14 protein-coding genes are annotated in these 20,988 nt (G+C 53.3%); 3 read left to right on the forward strand and 11 right to left on the reverse strand.

Features of this window, described 5'->3' with window-relative positions; genetic code table 11:
- Window positions 1–3 precede the first annotated feature (3 nt).
- From GL2_RS04955 to GL2_RS04990, 8 genes are all read right to left on the reverse strand, one after another.
- A complete protein-coding gene (locus GL2_RS04955; protein WP_143729560.1) occupies window positions 4–852 on the reverse strand; it encodes a putative porin in 849 nt (282 codons plus the stop codon).
- Window positions 853–1,540: 688 nt separating this feature from the next.
- A complete protein-coding gene (locus tag GL2_RS04960) occupies window positions 1,541–2,440 on the reverse strand; it encodes a hydroxymethylglutaryl-CoA lyase (RefSeq protein ID WP_143729561.1) in 900 nt (299 codons plus the stop codon).
- Window positions 2,440–4,440, reverse strand: coding sequence for an acetyl/propionyl/methylcrotonyl-CoA carboxylase subunit alpha (locus tag GL2_RS04965; protein ID WP_143729562.1), 2,001 nt, complete (start codon window positions 4,438–4,440; stop codon window positions 2,440–2,442). Before GL2_RS04965 ends, GL2_RS04960 begins: the two co-directional genes overlap by 1 nt.
- A 5-nt stretch (window positions 4,441–4,445) precedes the next feature.
- On the reverse strand, window positions 4,446–5,243 hold the full coding sequence (locus GL2_RS04970; RefSeq protein ID WP_143729563.1) for an enoyl-CoA hydratase/isomerase family protein: 798 nt from the start codon (window positions 5,241–5,243) through the stop codon (window positions 4,446–4,448).
- Between the two features lie 71 nt (window positions 5,244–5,314).
- Window positions 5,315–6,922 (reverse strand): carboxyl transferase domain-containing protein, encoded by a 1,608-nt coding sequence (locus GL2_RS04975; protein ID WP_143729564.1) that lies wholly within the window; start codon window positions 6,920–6,922, stop codon window positions 5,315–5,317.
- A 118-nt stretch (window positions 6,923–7,040) separates the two neighbouring features.
- Window positions 7,041–8,210, reverse strand: coding sequence for an isovaleryl-CoA dehydrogenase (locus GL2_RS04980; protein WP_143729565.1), 1,170 nt, complete (start codon window positions 8,208–8,210; stop codon window positions 7,041–7,043).
- Between the two features lie 138 nt (window positions 8,211–8,348).
- The gene (locus GL2_RS04985) at window positions 8,349–8,765 is read right to left on the reverse strand and encodes a MerR family DNA-binding transcriptional regulator (protein WP_143729566.1); all 417 of its coding nucleotides are present in this window, start codon (window positions 8,763–8,765) and stop codon (window positions 8,349–8,351) included.
- Window positions 8,766–8,893: 128 nt separating this feature from the next.
- Entirely contained in the window at window positions 8,894–9,976 is a 1,083-nt protein-coding gene (locus GL2_RS04990; protein WP_143729567.1) for a hypothetical protein, read from the reverse strand.
- Window positions 9,977–10,323: 347 nt separating this feature from the next.
- On the opposite strand from GL2_RS04990, the gene serB reads away from it, so the two are divergent.
- Complete coding sequence (gene serB / locus GL2_RS04995; RefSeq protein WP_143729568.1) at window positions 10,324–11,439, forward strand: phosphoserine phosphatase SerB; 1,116 nt, start codon at window positions 10,324–10,326, stop codon at window positions 11,437–11,439.
- A 517-nt stretch (window positions 11,440–11,956) separates the two neighbouring features.
- On the opposite strand, the gene GL2_RS05000 is transcribed toward serB, so the two are convergent.
- Window positions 11,957–13,900, reverse strand: coding sequence for a M1 family metallopeptidase (locus GL2_RS05000; protein ID WP_143729569.1), 1,944 nt, complete (start codon window positions 13,898–13,900; stop codon window positions 11,957–11,959).
- Window positions 13,901–14,211: 311 nt separating this feature from the next.
- Here GL2_RS05000 and GL2_RS05005 point away from each other — a divergent pair, with 311 nt between their 5' ends.
- Window positions 14,212–15,873 (forward strand): alkaline phosphatase, encoded by a 1,662-nt coding sequence (locus GL2_RS05005; protein WP_143729570.1) that lies wholly within the window; start codon window positions 14,212–14,214, stop codon window positions 15,871–15,873.
- A gap of 95 nt (window positions 15,874–15,968) precedes the next feature.
- Here GL2_RS05005 and GL2_RS05010 read toward each other — a convergent pair whose 3' ends face one another.
- Window positions 15,969–18,056 carry an EAL domain-containing protein gene (locus GL2_RS05010; protein WP_143729571.1) on the reverse strand — a complete coding sequence of 696 codons (2,088 nt, stop codon included), beginning with the start codon at window positions 18,054–18,056 and terminating at the stop codon, window positions 15,969–15,971.
- A gap of 340 nt (window positions 18,057–18,396) precedes the next feature.
- Entirely contained in the window at window positions 18,397–19,437 is a 1,041-nt protein-coding gene (epmB, locus tag GL2_RS05015; protein ID WP_143729572.1) for an EF-P beta-lysylation protein EpmB, read from the reverse strand.
- 688 nt (window positions 19,438–20,125) lie between these two features.
- On the opposite strand from epmB, the gene GL2_RS05020 reads away from it, so the two are divergent.
- The gene (locus tag GL2_RS05020; protein WP_143729573.1) at window positions 20,126–20,836 is read left to right on the forward strand and encodes a TenA family transcriptional regulator; all 711 of its coding nucleotides are present in this window, start codon (window positions 20,126–20,128) and stop codon (window positions 20,834–20,836) included.
- The last annotated feature ends 152 nt before the right edge of the window (window positions 20,837–20,988 follow it).

The raw sequence follows: 20,988 nt of genomic DNA on the forward strand, positions 1-20,988 counted from the left end.
AAATTAGAATTGCACCGTAACTCCCAATTCAAACTTATCTACTTCCGTATCCGTATTCCAGATGGTTTTGTAGATATCACTTCCAAAGCTGGAGTACTTAAATGGAAACCCTAATCTAGTACTATAAGAAGCCTCCACCGCAACATTCCGATTAAAAAAGTGAGATAAACCTAGCTTATAATCATTATTTTCATCATAACTAGCCTCAAGGGAAGTATTTTTAGTGAAATAGTAATTGGTACCAACCTCCCAATAGTCATTCCACTCATTATAATTCAAGTAGCTTAAATTAATAGATATGTACTGGTCATCACCAATTTTTGAAAAGTATTTAGAGGAAAAAACCTGCCAATCAAAAACAACATCGGCAGAAAAATCAAAACCAATATAATCAGTTTCATTTAAATCATAATTATAACGAAATTTACTATATGTATTGCCCTCAGTATTATAAAACTTCATCAAAAAGTTAGGAGTAAACATGTAACCTAAGGCTATAGTGTTAAAGCTCTCACCTCCAAGATCTGCTATGTTAGCTCCCAACACAAATCCATTTTCGGCAAAATATTCACCAGCGACCGCGAAACTATCGCTATTTGTAGACCCAATGCTTCGATGGTAGTAAGCCGCAGACAAATTACTTGCCTTATTAATAAACTCAAACTCTCTTAGAGGCCCAAGAGTTTCCTTGCCAGAAAAATAATAAGTTGATTCAGTAGAGAGTTCATCCCCATCCCTTGCATTAAAATCCAAATTGGAATAACCGGCAGTAGTAATTGACTTATACTCTTCAGCAGTAGCATTAACAGTTACAAAAAAAACCAACGGTAGAGCTGCGAAACATATTTTCATTTTGATACCCTATTTTTTTGAAAAATAGTTTTACTTTTTTTAAACACTGAGTATGACCACCCACGCAAAAAAAGTTCAAAAAAAGTAAATCAAACTATATCCATTAATAGTGAAAGTGTGCTCAAAAAGCTCTATAGATCACCATCACTTACTGCGAGGAATCCTGATAGATATCTCATGCCAAAGTTGATTAACAAAAAGAGATAAGGTAGGTCTACGCCAACGAAATATTCAAAGAATTCAATCTGAACCAGCAAAAAATACCGTATAGTCATCATTGTCAACAAAACTCAAATAGTGAAGTTAACAATAAAAAAACATCCACAGAAAGTGTGAGTATCACTCCACTTCATATTTAATCGACATTGGATAAAGGCAGATTCCACCTCTAACGGCCTTTAATCACAGGAGCATAATCTTAAACAGATGGTAAATCAGGTAGGGTGGGTTCAACAAAGATGGCTTGTTAAGAAGTGAGGTAGGCTGTACACCATGAAGAAAATTTTAACTTTTAAATAACGAATTATTATTCGCCGTTATGTAGACTGCTACAAAATTGTAATTCCAGAAGCAAAAAATAAAGTAAAAAAACGTAGGATATAGCTTCTAGCGTGGTGTTCCACTCTTAACCCTAGCGGTTAAATTCACATCAGGATAAATATAACCCCGATGTGAACCTATCAAAATCTCAACAAGGCACCAAAGCCTTAGCCACCCGGGAGTTCGTCTCCCGCCCCAACTGTTCAGAAATAAAGTTCCCAGCCTCTGCCAGTAACTGCAAATCCACGCCGGTTTCAATATCCATGCCATTGAGCATATAGAGCACATCCTCACTGGCAACATTTCCTGAAGCGCCGCGGGCATAGGGGCAGCCGCCCAAGCCAGCTACGGCGGAATCTACTACTGCGACACCCATTTGTAGGGCTGCGTAGATATTGGCCAGTGCCTGGCCGTAGGTATCGTGGAAATGTACCGCAAGTTTTTCCACAGGTACACGGGCCATCACCTGCTCCAGCATACGCTTGGCGGCTTCCGGGGTGCCGACACCGATGGTGTCGCCCAGGGAAATTTCGTAGCAATCCATTTCCAGTAGAGCGGCACTAACTTCTGCCACTTTAGCCGGATCAATATCGCCTTCATAGGGGCAACCAAGTACGCAGGATACGTATCCGCGCACGGGTATGCCGTCTTGCTTGGCTTTTTCCACCAGTGGACGGAAGCGCTCAAGACTCTCAGCAATACTGCAATTAATATTTTTCTGGGTGAAGGCTTCTGAGGCCGCGCCGAATACGGCGACCTCATCGGCTTTGGCTTCCACTGCGCGCTCATAACCTTTTAAGTTTGGCGTGAGCGCGCTGTAGATAACACCGTCTTTGCGCAGGATACCCGCCAGCACTTCCTCGCTGGCGGCCATTTGCGGTACCCACTTGGGGCTGACAAAACTGCCGGCTTCAATAACCGACAGCCCACTGGCACTGAGCTTGTCCACCAAAGCGATACGGGTCTCCACAGAGATAGGCTGCTTTTCATTTTGAAGCCCATCGCGGGGGCCCACTTCGACGATTTTGACCTGTTTGGGCAAAGTCATTATTGCTCCTCCCCGGCAAAATCCACCAGCAGACTGCCGCCATCCACTAATTCACCTTCGGCACAGAAGAACTGCTGCACGGTGCCAGCGGCCGGAGCCCGCAGGGTGTGTTCCATTTTCATGGCTTCCATTACCAGTAGCGGCTGGTCTTTTTCCACCGTAGAGCCCGGCTCAACCAGCAGCGAAATTATGGTGCCGTTCATGGGGGCATCGAGGCCGTGGGCCTGGTCATTGCTCTCGCCGATATCCGGTGGCAGTAGTTTGAATTCCACCTGGGTGCCATCGATAAATACCGCACCGCCATCGCGGGTATCCACGGCGGAGAAACTCATGCGGCGACCATCCACCAGAATTAAATCGCGGCCCGACAGCAAGCGAATCTCACCACTGTTATTTTTCTCAGGCAGGACATCGCAAGTCCAGCGCAGGCTATCGCCTTCGGCGACAAAACGAATTTGCGCATGCTGGCCACGGTAATCCACAGTCTGGGTACGACTGCCAGCCAGGGCATTGCGCCAGTTATCGCCATTGTGCCAGGGGGAGAAGGGATCCTGTTGCGGAGCGCCGTTACGCAGATCGTGTTCCTCGCGCTGCTGTAAGTATCCGGCAATAGCCGCGCACTTAAGCGGCGTCAGCGTCTGCTCCTGGTGCAGCACTTCCGTTTCATAGTCCTCAATAAAGTGGGTCGAGATACAACCGCTGGCAAAGGCCTGGTGGTTGATCACCCGGCGCAGGAACTCGATATTGTGACGTACACCGGCGATCTGATAGTCGCGAAGAGCGCGGTCCAGTTTGGCCAGGGCCTCTTTGCGGGTGCGGCCGTGGCAGATCAGCTTGGCGATCATCGGATCATAATGAACGCTGATTTCATCGCCGGTCTGCACACCGGTATCCACGCGTACGCCCTCGCCTTCTGCTGGGGGCTGGTGACGCACCAGTACACCGGTAGCCGGCAGGAAGTCGTTATCCGGGTCTTCGGCGTAGATTCGCACTTCCATAGCATGGCCATTGATCTGCAGCTCATCCTGGCTCATGGGCAGGGTGTCGCCAGCGGCGACTGCCAGCTGCCAGGCCACCAGGTCCTGACCGGTGATCATTTCCGTCACCGGGTGCTCTACCTGCAGGCGGGTATTCATTTCCATAAAGTAGAAAGCACCGCTGGCATCCAGCAGGAATTCCACCGTGCCGGCGCCCACATAACCGATGGCGTGGGCCGCGCGCAGTGCCGCTTCACCCATACGGGCTCGCAGTTCCGGGCTCATTCCGGGTGCCGGGGCCTCTTCCACTACTTTCTGGTGGCGGCGCTGCACCGAGCAATCCCGTTCAAACAGGTAGGCACCATTGCCCTGCTGATCGCAGAACACCTGGATTTCCACATGACGCGGGCTCACCACGTAGCGTTCCAGCAACATAATGTCATCACTGAAGGCGTTCATGGCCTCGCGCTTGGCTGCGGCCAGCGCTTGGTGGAATTCATCAGCACTGTCGACACGGCGCATGCCTTTACCGCCACCGCCGGCGGCAGCTTTTAGCAATACCGGGTAGCCGATACGGTTGGCGTGACCTTCCAGCAGCTCTTCATTTTGGTTGGTGCCATGGTAACCGGGTACCAGGGGCACATTGGCCTCTTCCATAATACGCTTGGCGGCGGACTTGGAGCCCATCGCCTCGATCGCGCCGGTAGGCGGACCGACAAAAACAATACCGGCTTTGTCGCAGGCACGGCAAAATTCCGCATTTTCCGATAGGAAGCCGTAACCCGGGTGGATGGCATCGGCACCGGTCTGTTTGGCGGCACCCAGCACCTTGCCGATATCCAGGTAAGAATCCCTGGCCGGGGCCGGCCCCAAGTGCACCGCTTCATCCGCCATCTGCACATGCAGAGCGTCGGCATCCGCATCGGAATACACAGCAACGGTAGCCACCCCCAGATGGCGGGCGGTCTTGATAATGCGGCAGGCAATTTCGCCGCGATTAGCTATTAACAGTTTGCGAATCATTTAAATTATCCTTCGCTACCATTCATCCACTTGGGCGCACGTTTTTCCAAAAATGCACTCAGCCCTTCCTGACCTTCCGGCGATACCCGCACGGCGGCGATCAGCGCACTGGTCTGCCCCTGCAATTCGTTATTTATCACTCGGTTAGACATGGACATGGCCAGCTGCTTGGCCATAGCCACTGCCCTGGGGCCGTTGTCAGCAATAGCGTTTACCAGTTTCTGCACATGCAGATCCAGGTCGCCTTCGGCACAGACTTCGGATACCAGGCCTATCTGCTCTGCACGCTCAGCGGAGAAACGCTCGGCTGTGACAAAGTAACGACGCGCGTGGCGGGTACCGATGGCGTTAATCACATAGGGACTGATGGTAGCGGGCAACAGGCCGATTTTGACTTCGGACAAACAGAAGCTGGCACGCTCAGTGGCCACCGCCATATCGCAGCAGCTCACCAGGCCCACGGCGCCGCCGAAGGCAGCACCCTGAACCCGCGCAATAGTGGGCGTGGGGAAAGTGTCCAGCTTGTACAGCATGGCGGCGAGTGCGGCAGCATCGCGGCGGTTTTCCTCTTCCGAATAAGTCGCCATGCGCTTCATCCAGTTGAGATCTGCGCCGGCAGAAAAATTCTTGCCGTTGGAAGCCAGCACCAACACGCGCACTGCGGGATTTTGCGCCAGGGTGTCAAAGGTAGTGGCCAGCTCGTGAATCAGTTCATCGTCAAAAGCGTTATGGATTTCCGGGCGGTTCAGGGTGACCGTGGCCACACCCTCGCTATCCACTTCGCACAGCAATTTATCGCTCATTATCAGTCCTCGAATGGGGCATCTTTTTGCGGCGCATAATGGCATCACAAGCGCCGCAAACCACGGTTTGGTTACATGCGGAACACGCCGAACTTGGTCTCTTGCGGCTCTTTGTGGCTGGCCGCTGCCAGGCACAAACCAAGTACGCGGCGAGTGTCCGCCGGGTCGATAACGCCGTCATCCCACAAGCGCGCAGAGGCGTAGTAGGGATGTCCCTGGTGCTCGTAGTTATCCACAATTGGCTGCTTAAACTGGCGCTCTTCCTCTTCGCTCCAGGATTCACCCCGCGCCGCCATCTGGTCGCGCTTCACCTGAGCCAGCACGCCGGCAGCCTGTTCGCCACCCATGACCGAGATACGCGCGTTGGGCCACATAAACAGGAAATTGGGATCGTAGGCGCGGCCACACATACCGTAATTACCGGCACCAAAAGAACCGCCAATCAGAATGGTAATTTTCGGCACCTTGGCAGTGGCTACGGCGGTCACCATTTTGGCACCGTGCTTGGCGATGCCACCCGCTTCGTACTGTTTGCCCACCATAAAGCCGGTGATATTTTGCAGGAACACCAATGGAATTTTGCGCTGGGCACACAGCTCAATAAAGTGCGCGCCCTTCTGTGCGCTCTCTGCAAACAAGATGCCGTTGTTGGCAACGATACCCACCGGGTAGCCATTGATACGGGCAAAACCGGTCACCAGGGTGGTGCCGTACAGCGCTTTGAATTCATCGAATTCAGAGCCGTCCACCACCCGCGCAATAATCTCGCGCACATCGAACGGCTGACGCGAATCTTTCGGCACCACACCGTAAATATCTTCCGGCAGATAAACCGGCTCCACTGGCTTTTGGATATCCAGGCCAGGATTCTTGATGCGGTTCAACCGCGCTACAGAGCGACGCGCCAGCTGCAGGGCGTGTACATCGTTGTTGGCGTAATGATCGGAAACCCCGGAGATGCGGCAGTGCACTTCGGCACCACCGAGTTCCTCGGCGGAGACCTCTTCGCCGGTGGCCGCTTTTACTAAAGGCGGGCCCGCTAGGAAGATAGTGGCCTGCTCCTTCACCATAATGGATTCGTCTGCCATTGCCGGTACATAGGCACCACCGGCAGTACAGCTGCCCATCACCACTGCAATCTGTGGAATATTCTGGGCAGACAGGTTGGCCTGGTTGAAGAAGATACGGCCGAAATGTTCGCGGTCCGGGAAAACGTCGTCCTGGCGCGGCAGGTTGGCGCCACCGGAATCCACCAGATAGATACACGGCAGGTTATTCTGCTCGGCAACAGTCTGCGCGCGCAGGTGTTTTTTCACTGTGAGCGGATAGTAAGTACCGCCTTTTACCGTCGCATCATTGGCGACGATCACACAGGGCTGGCCGGAAACAGTACCGATACCGGTAATAATGCCCGCAGCAGGAACCTCTTCACCGTAAACCTCGTGAGCGGCCAGCTGGGAAAATTCCAGGAATGGACTGCCCGGATCGAGCAGCGCATCGATACGATCCCGGGGTAATAATTTTCCTCGCGCCAGGTGTTTTTCCCGTGCACGCTCACCGCCGCCTTGGGCAATGGCTTCTACTTTCTTACGCAGGTCTGCCACCAGCGCCTGCATTTGCTCGCGGTTTTCACTAAAGGCGGCATCGCGCGTATTTATTTTGCTCTGCAACTGATTCATAAAGTCTGATTCACTTTCCCGGAGAAAAGACCCCAACAGGGCGCGGCTTATCGCCGCGGTGCCCGGCTGGAGACAGCTGCCACCGGCAGGCGCCGGCGGCGAGAAGAAATGCCCAGCCTTAGCGGGTCTCTTTAAATAGCTCGCGACCGATCAGCATACGGCGCACTTCTGAAGTGCCCGCGCCGATCTCGTAGAGCTTGGCATCACGCAGCAGGCGACCAGTGGCGTACTCATTGATGTAGCCATTGCCGCCCAAAGTCTGGATAGCCTGCAGGGCCATCTGGGTTGCGCGCTCCGCAGTAAACAGGATTACTGCGGCGGCGTCCTTGCGCGAGTCCTCACCGCGATCACAAGCTCGCGCCACAGCGTACAGATAAGAGCGGCTGGCATTCAGGTCTGCGTACATATCCGCAATCTTGCCCTGCATCAGTTGGAACTCACCGATGGCCTTGCCGAATTGCTTGCGCTCATGGATATAGGGTACAACCACATCCAGGCACGCCTGCATAATGCCCACCGGGCCGCCGGAAAGAATGGTACGCTCGTAGTCGAGGCCACTCATTAATACGCGCACGCCACCGTTCAGTTCACCGAGGATATTTTCTTCCGGCACTTCACAGTCTTCAAACACCAGCTCACAGGTGTTGGAGCCGCGCATGCCCAGCTTGTCGAGTTTCTGCGCCTGGGAGAAGCCGGCGAATCCGCGTTCGACGATAAATGCAGTGATACCACCGGAGCTGATGCCCGGCTCAGTGCGCGCGTAGATCACATAGGTATCGGCGTCGGGACCGTTGGTGATCCACATTTTATTGCCGTTCAGAATAAACCGATCGCCGCGCCTCTCGGCGCGCAGCTGTAGGCTTACCACGTCGGAACCGGAGTTGGGTTCACTCATGGCCAGTGCGCCCACATGCTCACCGGAACACAGTTTGGGAAGATACTTGAGTTTCTGCTCACGGGTACCGTTCTTGCGAATCTGATTGACGCACAAGTTGGAGTGGGCACCGTAGGACAGGCCCACAGAGGCGGAAGCGCGGGAGATCTCTTCCATGGTCACGGCGTGCGCGAGGTAACCCATATTGGAGCCACCGAACTCCTCTTCCACGGTCATGCCCAACAGGCCCAGTTCACCGAATTTTTTCCACATGTCTGCCGGGAACAGGTTGTCTTCATCGATCTGTGCAGCGCGCGGGGCCAGCTCCGCCTGGCAGAACTTGTAGACCATGTCACGGAGCATATCGATGTCTTCACCGAGACCGAAATTCAGGGTTGGGTAGGAGGTATTCATAGTGACTCCACTTAAAATTAACAATATTGAATTCAACTGGCCGCACCTGTGTCTACTCAATACATCGGCTGACCCCTCTCAGTCTTCAGGGACCGCAGACATTCACACAGCGCGCGCCGAAATTTTTAGGTTTAACCTTTAGGAAGTATCATCTTCGCGACTCCTCACCAGGGCCGCTTGCGCGCGGACCTCGACTTCGTCCAGCTCCCCCATCAGGCTCTCGATATCCCGCAGTTGCTGCTGCAATTGCATACGCTTCTGTACGATACGCTCCAGCAAGCGTTGTAACTGCTCCACATTGCCGTGGGCCGGGTCGTACATGTCGATAATCTCGCGGCTCTCATCCAGGGAGAAACCCAGCCGCTTGCCGCGCAGAATCAGTTTCAGGCGCACCCGCTCCTCTGGGCTGTAGACCCGGGTCTGACCGCGGCGCTCCGGTTTGAGCAGCCCCTTATCCTCATAGAAACGGATAGCACGGGTGGTGATATCAAACTCCCGCGCCAGCTCCGAAATACTGTAACTATGGGGCTCTACGATGCTGGCTTTGGCTTTCATAAGTACTTCCTCGAGATACAGCAAAGCCTAACAAGAGTTTACGTTAACGTAAACGTAAAGCAGGCACCAAAGAATAACTGTGGGGAGCCAATGAGTCACTAACTCTCCGCGATAACAGCGGTGAGCTATCAGGCCCCCAGCAGCTGTTGCAGTTGGTTGTCGAGCAGCTTTTGATAGGATGGGGTCAGGCCAGTGACCTCCAGGGTCCAGCCCGCGCCGTGGTGTTCAATACGTCCAGCCAGAGAGATATCCTCCAATAACTCCGGATGCAAGAACAGGCCTCGCGATTGGTTCAACAACTGCTCGGCGGAAAAGTCCGGCGAGCCTGGCTCAAAGGGAACTACAGCGAGAGCTAACTTCAAACCGGTGGCACGATTAACACTCTGCATCTCACGCAATAAAAGGCCGCAACAAACTGCGCGAAACGCTGCGTCTGTACCGGAAAAACCCAAGCCAATCTGCGGCCCGGCACAACTCAGTGGCTGAGCTCCATAGATACGTCGCAGTAACTGCATACGCCCATCAAGCTCTCTTTGTATTCCTTCGAGCGCACTGCGACTCAGTTGATTGGTCAGCTGCGCCCAGTTTAGCGGCCGCAGGTACAGACCCATGCCGCCAACTTTTTCCACCGCTGAGTCCTGTGCGGATTGCGCTTCCTCCGCTGGCAAGCTGCGCGGTGTAGAAAAGCCCCCAAGCATCAGTGCCGCTACAGCACTAAACGGCAGGGCAAACACCAGTGTCAGCAACAGGCTAACCCACGGGAAAGTTACATCCGAGCCAGGTACCAGGGCGACGGTGACATTCCCGGCGATACTATCGTGCAGTACCACTGGCACATTGATGGTCTCACCATTTTTCAGATCCCCAACTTCCGCCAGGCTGTTGGACTCCACATCTTCAATGGCAATACCGCTGACAGCAGGCAACTCCAACAACTGCCGAGCCAACAGCTGCATACTGATGCGATCATCGGCGACGATACGCTCCAGACTCTGTCCCGCGAGAAAACTGGCCGCCGCCTGCGCAGAGGCCCGGTCTTTTTCCACAGCATCAGCATGCCGCTGACCATAGTAGTGCCCGAGGGCAGCACTGCAGAAAACAGCCAGGATCACCCAGATCGACACGGCCAACAGGCGCTGGCGAATGCGCTTGGATAAACGGGCAAACTGTTCTGGCAGTTTGCGTAGTAGAGAAATAATCGATACAGACATAGAGTGGCTAAATTACCTTGCCTTGTTTTTTATTACCTTGCGCCTCAACAAGTCATCCTTACTTATTGAGATGTTGCTCATAACACGCAGGCACAAGTTCGTGGACCTACTGGCGTTTTTTGAGCTCGTGACGGACTGCAGCCGCGGCGTTATTTTAATCCCCATACAAATCTATTAATGCAAGCTGTAATTTCCTGTGCCGTTTGTTGATCCCACAACAAAATAGTTCCACAGAGTTTTAATCTGCGACAAATAAACAGGCCTATGCAATACGGCGTCGATTTTAACGAAGATTCCAGCTAGAGCTATAATGCGTCACTTATTGAATAGATTTGGGGAATTGCGCCATGGGCGACAAGACTAGAGCACAAGAATTTCACCTACCCCTGGCACAAATTACTCAGTCTCCCCTGGACTGTACCGTGCGATATCTCAACTACACCGGTGACTATGCACGCTTGGGTCTTGAATACGGTGATATTGCACCATTCCCGGACACGACCAGCTGTGCCTTCAACCCTCTCAGCCCAACTCCCCAGACGGTGAGATCCCCCTGGTGCCTGACCCTCCTGAGCCCGGTGGCAAGCTTGTCGCAACTGCAGTGCTTGATTCAGTTCTTCGCTGAACAACATTGGCACGTCGATACTGTAGACACCCTATCCAACCGGCATGAATGCACAGTAATCCGCTTCCAGTTCAGCGCTGAGCTGGAGTTTTCCCCGGCGCGTTTTGCCTGTTTGCAACTGGCCGAGGAAATAGGGGCCGATCTGGTTCTACAGGATGGCGCTAGCCAGCGAGTACCAGCGCTTGCGGGCTTCGATATGGACTCCACTTTAATCGACGCCGAGGTCATAGACGAGCTGGCTAAGATCACAGGAATTGGTGAGCAGGTTGCCGCCATCACCGAGGCCGCCATGCGCGGCGAGCTGGACTTCCGCGATAGCTTTAAAAAGCGTATGGCCTTACTCAAAGGTTTTTCCGAACAGCGCCTGGCAGAAATTGCACAACAGCTGCCATTGAAGGAAGGGGCACAAAAACTGTTGCACTGCCTGCGCCAGCTGGGATGCAGAACTGTGATCCTGTCCGGTGGTTTTACTTACTTTGCCAACTTTCTGCAGAGGGAGCGCCTGGCTGTGGACTTGATTCATGCCAACCAACTGGAGTTTGCCGAGGGCGTACTCACCGGTGAGATCATAGAGCCCATTGTGGATGGAATGCGCAAGCGACTGTTGCTGGAAGCAACTGCAAAAGATATGGGGCTATCACTGGAACAAGTGGTAGCCGTAGGTGATGGAGCCAACGATATCCCCATGTTGAATCTGGGCACCCTGGGTATAGCCATTCACCCAAAACCCAAAGTGCGCCTGGAGGCGCCGCAGGCCATCACCCTGTTCGGGCTCGATGCGGCGCTTTACCTGTTTGGCCTCAATGACCAGCAAATTGCCGAGCTGGGGCAACCTTAACAGCTCTCCAGGAAAAGATGTCAGATTATTGCATGGGGAAAGGGGAAAGAGCGCGGCTGACTGTTATCCGAACAGGCACTGGGCTCATATCCACAACTCACGGTGAAAAAACTGAGCACAACCAATAATAAAATCCGTCTGTACATAGGTACCTCCCTTTGCCTAAATGGATTTTTTATTCGAGCAGCAGGGTACGCAAAGGGTTCCATTTTGAACAGTGATTTAATGATTTTAATGCCAGAAAATTGACGCAAAAACCTTCATTTCGTACCGATTTGTTCAACTTTGCTACACAGCGTATTACACGAGGCTTTTGTCTTACTCTACGCAGCTTAAACGGTACGCTACAGGCACTTTGTCAACACGGCCCTCCCCCACCTGAAGAGACATCAAAACGGGAGTAGGAAAGGAGTAAAATACAGCGCTCAAATGGCAAACATTGAATTGGCCCGCACCTGTAAGGAGAGCCGCGACTCCGGTACAGAGTACCGAAACCGCGGAAAAAGCCCGGACTGATTCAGCCCGCTTTCTTGCCGTAGATTACCAAGCTGTTCACTTTCACAGACAATGGGTGGTAACCCACCTTGGCACGCTCAAAAATTCGCACAGCAACATCCTTCTTACCAGTCTCCACCATATTACGATATAGCGGGCGCAGGAACTTGTTGCGGCCAATGCTGGTGAGGAAGTTTTCAAGGCGCTCAAATGCCGGCTCGTAATCGTTGCGCACAGCGATCATCAACCAGCTAAAAGCCACTTCGTTGTTGCGGGATTCGGTCAGGCCAAAGGCGCTGTCCAGCTCCTTCAACTGGGGCTCAGTCAGTTTCTCCGGCATACCGTCGAGGAAGTACTTCCACTGGTGGAAAGTCCAGCCTTTTGTGTCAATATCTTTGGCCGCCAGCTTGCCGCCCAGCCACTGTTGGCGCACCGGGTCCAACTTGGTGAAGGCATCGGACTGCGGGTGGGGTGCACCCTCGGGGATACCCGGCTCAAAGATCCATTGGTGAATACGCTCGCGATCCAGCTTGTCAGCGTGCTCCACCAGCAGGGTCTTATCGAGGTACTTGACGAAGTCCTCAGTGGTGATGCTCTGGAAGGAGAAGTGGCTGAAGTACTCCATCAGGAAGCGATCAAAGGCTTCACGACCCACTTTCTGTTCCAGTTCGTACAGGAACAGGGAGCCTTTCTCGTAAGGGATATTGGAGAACACTTCATCGGGATCACGGCCACGCAGGTCGATGGCCATAATCTCGTCGCGGGGCTCTTTATCGGCCAGGTCAGCCTGCAAATCATCATAGCCCAGGGCCATTTCCATCTGGTAGCGCTCGTCACCGTAGACAAACTGCATGATGCGGTTGGTCAGGTAGGTGGTGAAGCCTTCGTTCAGCCACAGGTCGCGCCAGCTGGCATTGGTCACCAGGTTGCCGGACCAGGAGTGCGCCAGCTCGTGGGCAATCAGGGCCACCAGGCTCTTGTCACCGGCAATCACGGTGGGGGTAATAAAACTCAGGCGCGGATTTTCCATGCCGCCGAAGGGGAAGCTGGGCGGCAGGATCAGTAGGTCGTAGCGATCCCAGTGGTAGGGGCCGTAGGCCTTCTCGGTCACTTCCAACATGGATTCGGTATCGGCAAACTCCGCCGCTGCAGATTCCAGCATGGAAGGCTCGGCGTAGACACCGGTGCGCTCACCCATAGGCTTGAACTGCAGGTCACCCACCGCCAGGGCGATCAGGTAGGAGGGAATGCGCTGGGGCATCTCGAACTCGTAGACGCCATCTTTGGCTGCCTTCGGGTCGTTGTTCGCACTCATGACCGCGCGCAGTTCTTTCGGTGTATGAACGGTGGCGTTATAGGTGATACGAACTTTGGGGGAATCCTGTAGCGGGATAAAGCTGCGCGCGTGGATCGCCTGGGCCTGGGTGAACAGGAACGGTTGCTTCTTGCCTGCGGTCTGCTCAGGTTCCAGCCACTGCACGCCGGAAGCACCCGGCGCAGTGCGGTAGCGGATAGTGATACTGGTGGCATCTTCCGGCAGCTCAATATTGAGCGGAGTGCCCAGGTGGCCATCTTTCTCGCCCATGGAGAACTGCACCGGCGCACCGTTGGCGGAAACGGAAACCACTTCCAGCTCGCGGGTATCCAGCACCATCGGCAGTTTCTTGTCGTTGAGGCGTTTGAAGTCCAGCTTGGCTTCGCCCTCGAGGACCTTGCGCGAGAAGTCCACAGTCAAGTCCAGGTCCAGGTGCTGTACCTGGTAGTCATTGCTGTTGGCGAAGGAGTGGTAATCCACACCGGATTCCGGCGCCTTGTCAGCGACTGTTTTCTTTTCAATGACAGCGGCGGTTTTGACCGCTGCACTCGCGCTCTCGGCGTCAATTTTGGAAGGTTCTGTCTTCGAGCACCCACCCGCAACGGCAAGGCCGCCGACAATCAGGCTGGTGCAAAGTAAGCGGGGCAACATGGACCTACTCCCAGAGTGTTCTGTTTTTAATCGCGACACAGGATACCCGAGAGCACGCAGATGCGGAATGACGGGTAGCAAATCCCCAGTGGCTACAACTCTGAAGTCCTCCCTCACAGCGCCTTTAAACCGACAGTCATACTCCCTTTCACGCCTGAAATAGACGAAAGTCTCATTTTATTCGTCTGACGACGAATTTACCGACTATTCGACCCCGAGTAGAAAAAAACTGACTGGCAATTAACAAAGTATTCACTTTTCCAAGACAGACTGCGGTTCCTTTATAAAAACCACATAAAAAGGAGAACCCCATGTCCTTGTCCCGGAGGCGGTTTCTACAATTTTCCAGCGCCAGCCTGGCATCCCTGCCACTACTGAAAGCCTATGGTTCCGGCCAGCAGCCCTTTCAGCACGGTGTCGCCAGCGGCGACCCTCTGGCGGACCGCGTTATTCTCTGGAGCAGAATCACCCCGTCCGACGATCCCCTGTTTCAATCCATGGTGCCCTACAGCTGGCAAATTGCCCTGGATCCGGAAATGGCGATGGTGGTGAACAGTGGCAACGGCCTAACCGGCCCAGAGGTGGACTACACCATCAAGGTGGATGCCAGCGGTCTTCAGCCGGGTACCACCTACTACTACCGCTTCTATTCCAACAACATGGACTCCCCCGTGGGACGCACCAGGACCCTACCGGTGGGCCATGTAGAGCGCCTGCGTTTTGCGGTCACCAGCTGCTCCAACTATCCCATGGGCTTTTTCAATGTCTACAGGGAAATCGCCCAACGCCCTGACTTGGACGTGGTACTGCACCTGGGAGACTATATCTATGAATATGGCCCCGGCGGCTTCGGCACTGGCACCGGTTTGGGACGTGAGCCAATCCCGGCAAAGGAGATGGTGGATATCCAGGACTACCGTATGCGTTACTCCCAGTACCGCTCCGATCCCGACTTGCAGGAAGTCCATCGCCAGCACCCGTTTATCTGCGTGTGGGACGATCACGAAACCACCAACAATGCCTGGGCTGGGGGAGCGGAAAACCACGATCCCCAGGATGGTGAAGGCGACTGGTTCAAGCGTCGCTCAGTAGCCAACCAGGCCTACTTTGAGTGGATGCCAATCCGCGATAACGGCCTTTTGGATCTGTTTGGAGACAGGGCCATCTATCGCAGCTTCCGTTACGGTAACCTGATGGACCTGATGATGTTGGACACCCGCATCGCTGCGCGGGATGAGCAGGCCAACTGGTTTGACCAGAAAACCGCCGATAACCCGGAGCGCAGTCTCCTAGGCCAGCGGCAAGAGGAATGGTTGTACCGCAGCCTGAGCCAATCCCAATCCGACGGTGTGCGCTGGCGGGTACTTGGGCAACAGGTGATGATGGCACAGCTTACCCTGGCCAAGAACTTCTCCATCAACATGGATCAGTGGGATGGCTACACTGCCTCGCGCACACGGCTGTTTGATCACATCGCCAATAACAATATCGAGAACTTCTTCGTACTCACCGGAGACATCCACAGCTCCTGGGCCTGGGATCTGGCCAGCAACCCATTCAGTATTCTCGAATACGGGCGCCTCACCGGCCGCGGTGCCTTGGGTGGTGAATTTGTCACACCTGGAGTGACCTCAAGTTTCCTCGACAAGTCCCATTTGACAGACGTAGCCGCTATCGCCATGGACGGACTGATCCCGCACCTGAAGTGGGTCAATGTCACCCAGCGTGGCTACCTGCTGATGGACGTTTCCCACTCCCGCGCCAAGGCCCACTGGTACCATGTGGATACGGTAACCAGTAAAAACTACAATGCCACCCTGGCCAGGATGTACAAACAAAAAGCTGGCCACAACCACGTACAGCGTGCCTGGAGCGAGAGCGCAGCCGCGGAGAATACACCGGCACCGGCACCCGAATATGGCGCCCTGGCTCGCAACGCTATCGCCGCTCTACGCAGCCGTTACAGCGTATAATCCGAAAAATATGAGGCCTTATAAAAAGGCTCCACAAAAAAGCGCGCAACCCGAAGGGAAGCGCGCTTTTTTTGTAAACAATATCCAGATGATAATCAGTCCAGGCTGAAGTCGAAACTCATCTCCTCCGCAGGCGCCTGCACATAATAACCTTGAATATAGTCGGTGCCAGTCTGCCACAAAGTCGGCAGCATACTGGCCTGTTCGATATGTGGCACGATCACTTTGGTGTCCGCCTCGCCAAGACGCTGCACCAGCCCTGCCAAAGATTCACTGCTCTCGCCCTCATCTTGTACTTCGCGCACAAAAGACGGATCGACCTTGGCGATATCCACCTTCACATGCTCCAGCGCTTTGAAAGGGTTGAGACCTGTACCAAAATGACACACCGCCACTCGACAACCGAGCTGTTGTACCTGAGTAGTAAAGTCACGGGCCGCATGCAGGTTACTGGTGATATCCTCCTGGCGCAGCTGGAAAATTACAGTGCCCGGTGGAACCTTGGCGGCCTTGAAGGCCACCCCCAACCAGGCAGGTAAACTGCTGTCGACCAGTGAGGCCGTGGTCATGTGCAACATCAGCGATACATCCCTGCCCTCGGCGCGGGCGGCTGCGGCAGCTTTGATCGCTGTGAGGATCACCCAGCGGTCCATCTTGGCGGAGAGGCCAGCATCGCCCAGCTCCTGCAGGAAGGCCAGTGGCGCCAGCTCTTCCTTGTCATCAAGCATACGCACCAGTACTTCATATATCTGCTCGCCGGTACCCTGCAAGCTAAGAATCGGCTGGTATAACAGCTTCAGGTTTCCAGCCTCCAGTGCCTGCACCACCCGTGCCCGGTGATAAGTATCCGCATCGGCACCACTTTCAGTATCGGGCTCATACAGAACAAAGTTACCTCCCTGCCCCTCATCACCCTGGGCCTGCTTATGTGCAACCTGCGCCTGCTCCAACACTTGCTGGGAACCACTTGATGCCTCACTCAACAGGGAAATGCCGATGGAAGCAGTAATCTGCTGGGTTTTGCCAGCCGCATCAAAAATGGTATCGGATATTTTTTTCAGGATGTCGCGCGCGCGCTGCTCAATGCTGTCCGGGGTGGTGTCCGGGCTCAGCAGGCAGAAACTGTCATCACTGTAACGCGCCAGTGTGTCTCCACTGCGCTGGCAACCCTGCAACAACTCAGCCATGGCTTTTTGCACTGCATCAGCACCAGCGACGCCCACCACTTTTTGCACCTCTTCAGCAAAGCGGTCTACCTGGATAAACATCAGGCCGCCGGTACGGTGGGAATCCGCCGCAGACTTAATGGTGGAATCGAGCAGCGGTAAGAAATGCTGGCGATTAAACAATCCGGTGAGTGGATCGCGATTCTTGATATCGCTAAGCTGGGCTTCCAGCTGCTCGGTGTCACCCCGGCCTGCGGCAATACGCACTTGCAGGCAGCGCTCCTCCTCATAGGTGGTGCTGAGCACCTCGGCGCGGCTGGGCAGTGGATCGCCGGTAACTGTCCTGGCGGTAAACTTCCACTCCTTGGCTTCCACTTCATTGTTATCGATAGCGCAGCGCTTGAGAAACCCTCGCGCGCCCTCCTGCTCATTTTCCGCCAGCATGTCAATCAACGGCTGGTACTCTACATCCTCACCGCTTTCGTGGCCGAAGCGTTCGGCAAAAGAGTCATTGGCATAGACAATTAAACCATCGGAAACATAGGCAATCGCATCTTTTGAGCTATCCAGTAATTCCTTGGCACGAACGAGGGTCGCGTGGTAGCGACGATCGTGCAGGCGCGCCTGGCGGCGGTTGTCCAAAGAGAGCATTTCGCGCTGGATCACCAGTAGTAGGTGCTGATCTTCATCTACTGTGACCACATCGCGTGCGCCCTGCTTCAACCCTTCCACTACCGGTTGTGAACCGCTGCGCTCGGTTAACAGGATCACCGGTACATCTTTTTGTAACTTGCTAATAGTGCGCAGGGCCACCGCCGGAGGAATCTGAGTACTGCCTTCCGCAGCAATGACCAAATCCCAGGTTTTATCCTGCAGCAAGCGGGTGAAAACTGCTTCACTGGAAACATGCTGGGCCCGGTTGGGCCGACCCGCATTATGCAACATGCTGACCAGGCGCTGCGCTTCTGAGGGAGTATCGTGAATCAGGAGGAGTCGGATAGTGTCGTTGCTACTCATTATTTGCTCTATTTATTCAGGGCGGCGCACCGCTACCGCGTGCGGTAAGTTTAGGGGGCCCTTACGGTGGCATACAAGGGCACATCTGGATGGTACGCGTGACCCAAGTCACACTAATCCCGCTGCCACAAAAGCGCGCCTTAGAATTATTATCTGTTAATTAGTAATCACTAATCGGATCGGCAAAGCATTTTCCTTCGGCTCGCAACCGGACCCAGCCCAAAAAACATGGCGGCCACTATATAGATAGGCGAGTAGACGCATTTAGCCTAGATCAATTCAATGCCACTTTATAAACGCTTCGCGCCTGCGCTCTGTAGCAAAGCCAGTTCCAGATTTTTTAATTATTCTTTGTAACCTCAAGCGGCGATTTGGAGGGAACACCGGGCACTTCCCGGACCAGTTTAGGCACCAGGTATCCGGGCAGGCGGTGACGTAACTGCTCAACAATTTGCAACGCTCTGCTATCGCTCACCTCAAAATGGGCAGCCCCGTTGACCCTGTCCAATTGATGCAGGTAATAAGGCATCACCCCCGCATCGAACAACGCCTCACTGAGGTTTTCCAGGGCCGTATAGCTGTCATTGACACCGCGAAGCAGTACCGCTTGATTAAGTAACGTGACTCCAGCACCGCGCAGGCGAGTCAGCGCAGTACGCACCTCATTATCTATTTCATTAGCATGATTGCAGTGCAGTACCAGCACCGGCTTCAAACGCGAACCGGTAAACCAGGAAAGCATCTCATCAGTGATACGGCTCGGCACCACTACTGGCAATCGAGTGTGAATACGCAGTTTATCCAAATGCTTTATCTGTGCCAGTTCACTACTCAGCCAGGAGAGTTGGCGGTCACTCACCACCAATGGATCACCGCCACTCAAAATTACCTCACGCAACTCAGTGTGCGCACGCACATAGTCCAGTGCAGACGACCACTGGTTCCGGCTAAGGTGGTTTTCGCTATAGGGAAATTCCCGGCGGAAACAGTAACGGCAGTTCACTGCACACTGACCGGCGGTAATTAGCAGCAAACGGCCATGATACTTGTGCACTACCCCGGGCAACGGGTTTGCCTCAGCTTCCTGCAGTGGATCAGCACTAAAGCCGACTACCGCTTCCAACTCCGTAGCGCCAGGCAATACTTGTAGCAGCAGCGGATCATTCGGGTCTGCGGGGCGCATGCGCTTGATCAATGGACGCGGCACCCGCAGGGCAAATTGGCTACCGGCACTTAGGGCCTGAGGCAACAGTGCAGTGTCCAGCTGCAACAGCCGGATTAATTCAGCGGGATCTGTAACCAGATCCGATAACTCATCCTGCCAACGGCGGGGTTCACGGGTGTCAATCAGATCGCTGTTGATAGATGAAGGGTTCGCCATAGAAGTATGCGGAGACTGAGGGAAAACATAAGAAGATGGGCAATTGTACCAGAAGAGAAGCGAAGCTCAGATACCCAACTAACACAGGCTATCCATTACATTGGCGATCAACTTGGCTGGCAACAACAGAAATGCCTTCGCGCTCCATATAAAACCATGTGGTCACCCCTGTTTTTTTAACCGACGAATATCGACCCGAACCGGAATATTGAGTCACTTTTCTAGTCGCCGGGGCCATACAGAGGATTTACCCTAATATTTTTTAATTACAACCATTCAACTTTGTCACATAAACAATAAAAAAAAGTTGAAGAATAAACTAATGGCACACTGCATAAGAAATATCAAATCCACCCCAAGCTTCTTCGCAATACCCCATAAAACATACCTCAAAGGCGAAGTGAAAACTTCAGTCTCACAAGTATTAAAAATCAAACATCGAAAACAATAATACAATTAGTAAAAAAATAACCAACAGCAAAATAATATTACTTTTTGTGCAAATTTCCTTAGGAAACTCTTCATAATTCCCTTATTCACAACAGGGTTAATACGGTGTTAATTTAGCCGAAGACAAAGCAATAATAACTTTGTCTCTTTTGAATTCAGTGCGCTCGAATTTCAATAAAAATTAAATCAGGGTATCTACCAGCCCCTGTAAAATGGAATTAAAAAAAGGAAAAATTCGATGGAAATGCAGCTCGAACTACTTGAGGCGAATAAAGATTTATTGATCGAGCAAACCCGTGCTCATCCATTCCTCAAGCGCTGCCGCGATGGCTCCATAACCATGCAGGAGCTAAAAATTTTTCTGGTACAGCAAGGAATTTACAGCAGCTATTTCGTGCGTTATCTATGTGCGATGATGGCAAATCTTCCAAGTAATAAAGAGGTACTCGAACTGGCGGAAAACCTGATGGAGGAGCTTGGTCTGGAGCCCGGTAGTCCCAAGCCCCATGCAGAGATTTACCGCGAAACCCTTGAGCACTTCGGCCTGAGTTTGGAAAGTGCAGAAATACTACCCGGCACTCAATACCTGATCGACAGTATGTTCCAACACTGTCGCGACCTGCGCGCCAGCTCTGGTCTGGGTGCTCTGTGCCTGGGAGCAGAGGCTTTGGTACCGGATCTGTATAGTGATGTTGTTACCGGGTTCCGCTCCTGTGGTATTGCCGACGAGCATCTCACTTTCTTCCTGTTGCATATCGAGTGTGACGACGGCCACGCAGAAACTATTCGCGACATTATGGTAGAAATCGGCACTCAAGATGCCTCGCAACTGGACGTTATGCTCGATGCTGGACGCCGCCTGGTACAGGCTCGTCTACAGTTCTTCGACTCTATCGAAACAGCCCACCGCGCAATGGCTCCCGAGCAAGCCCAAGCCATCCCTGCCTAAGCTGTGTGCGCCCAGCCAACAAAAAAATGGCTGGACACTGCACAGGAATGTGAACGTAACAGCACACAATCCACAACTGTTGTCATAAATTCAAAAAATAGGATTTTTTCAGGGAGCATCTGCAAAGCGGACTCCCGTGAAAATCCTGTGTC

It is taken from the genome of Microbulbifer sp. GL-2 (genome assembly GCF_007183175.1).
Taxonomy (GTDB): Bacteria; Pseudomonadota; Gammaproteobacteria; order Pseudomonadales; family Cellvibrionaceae; genus Microbulbifer.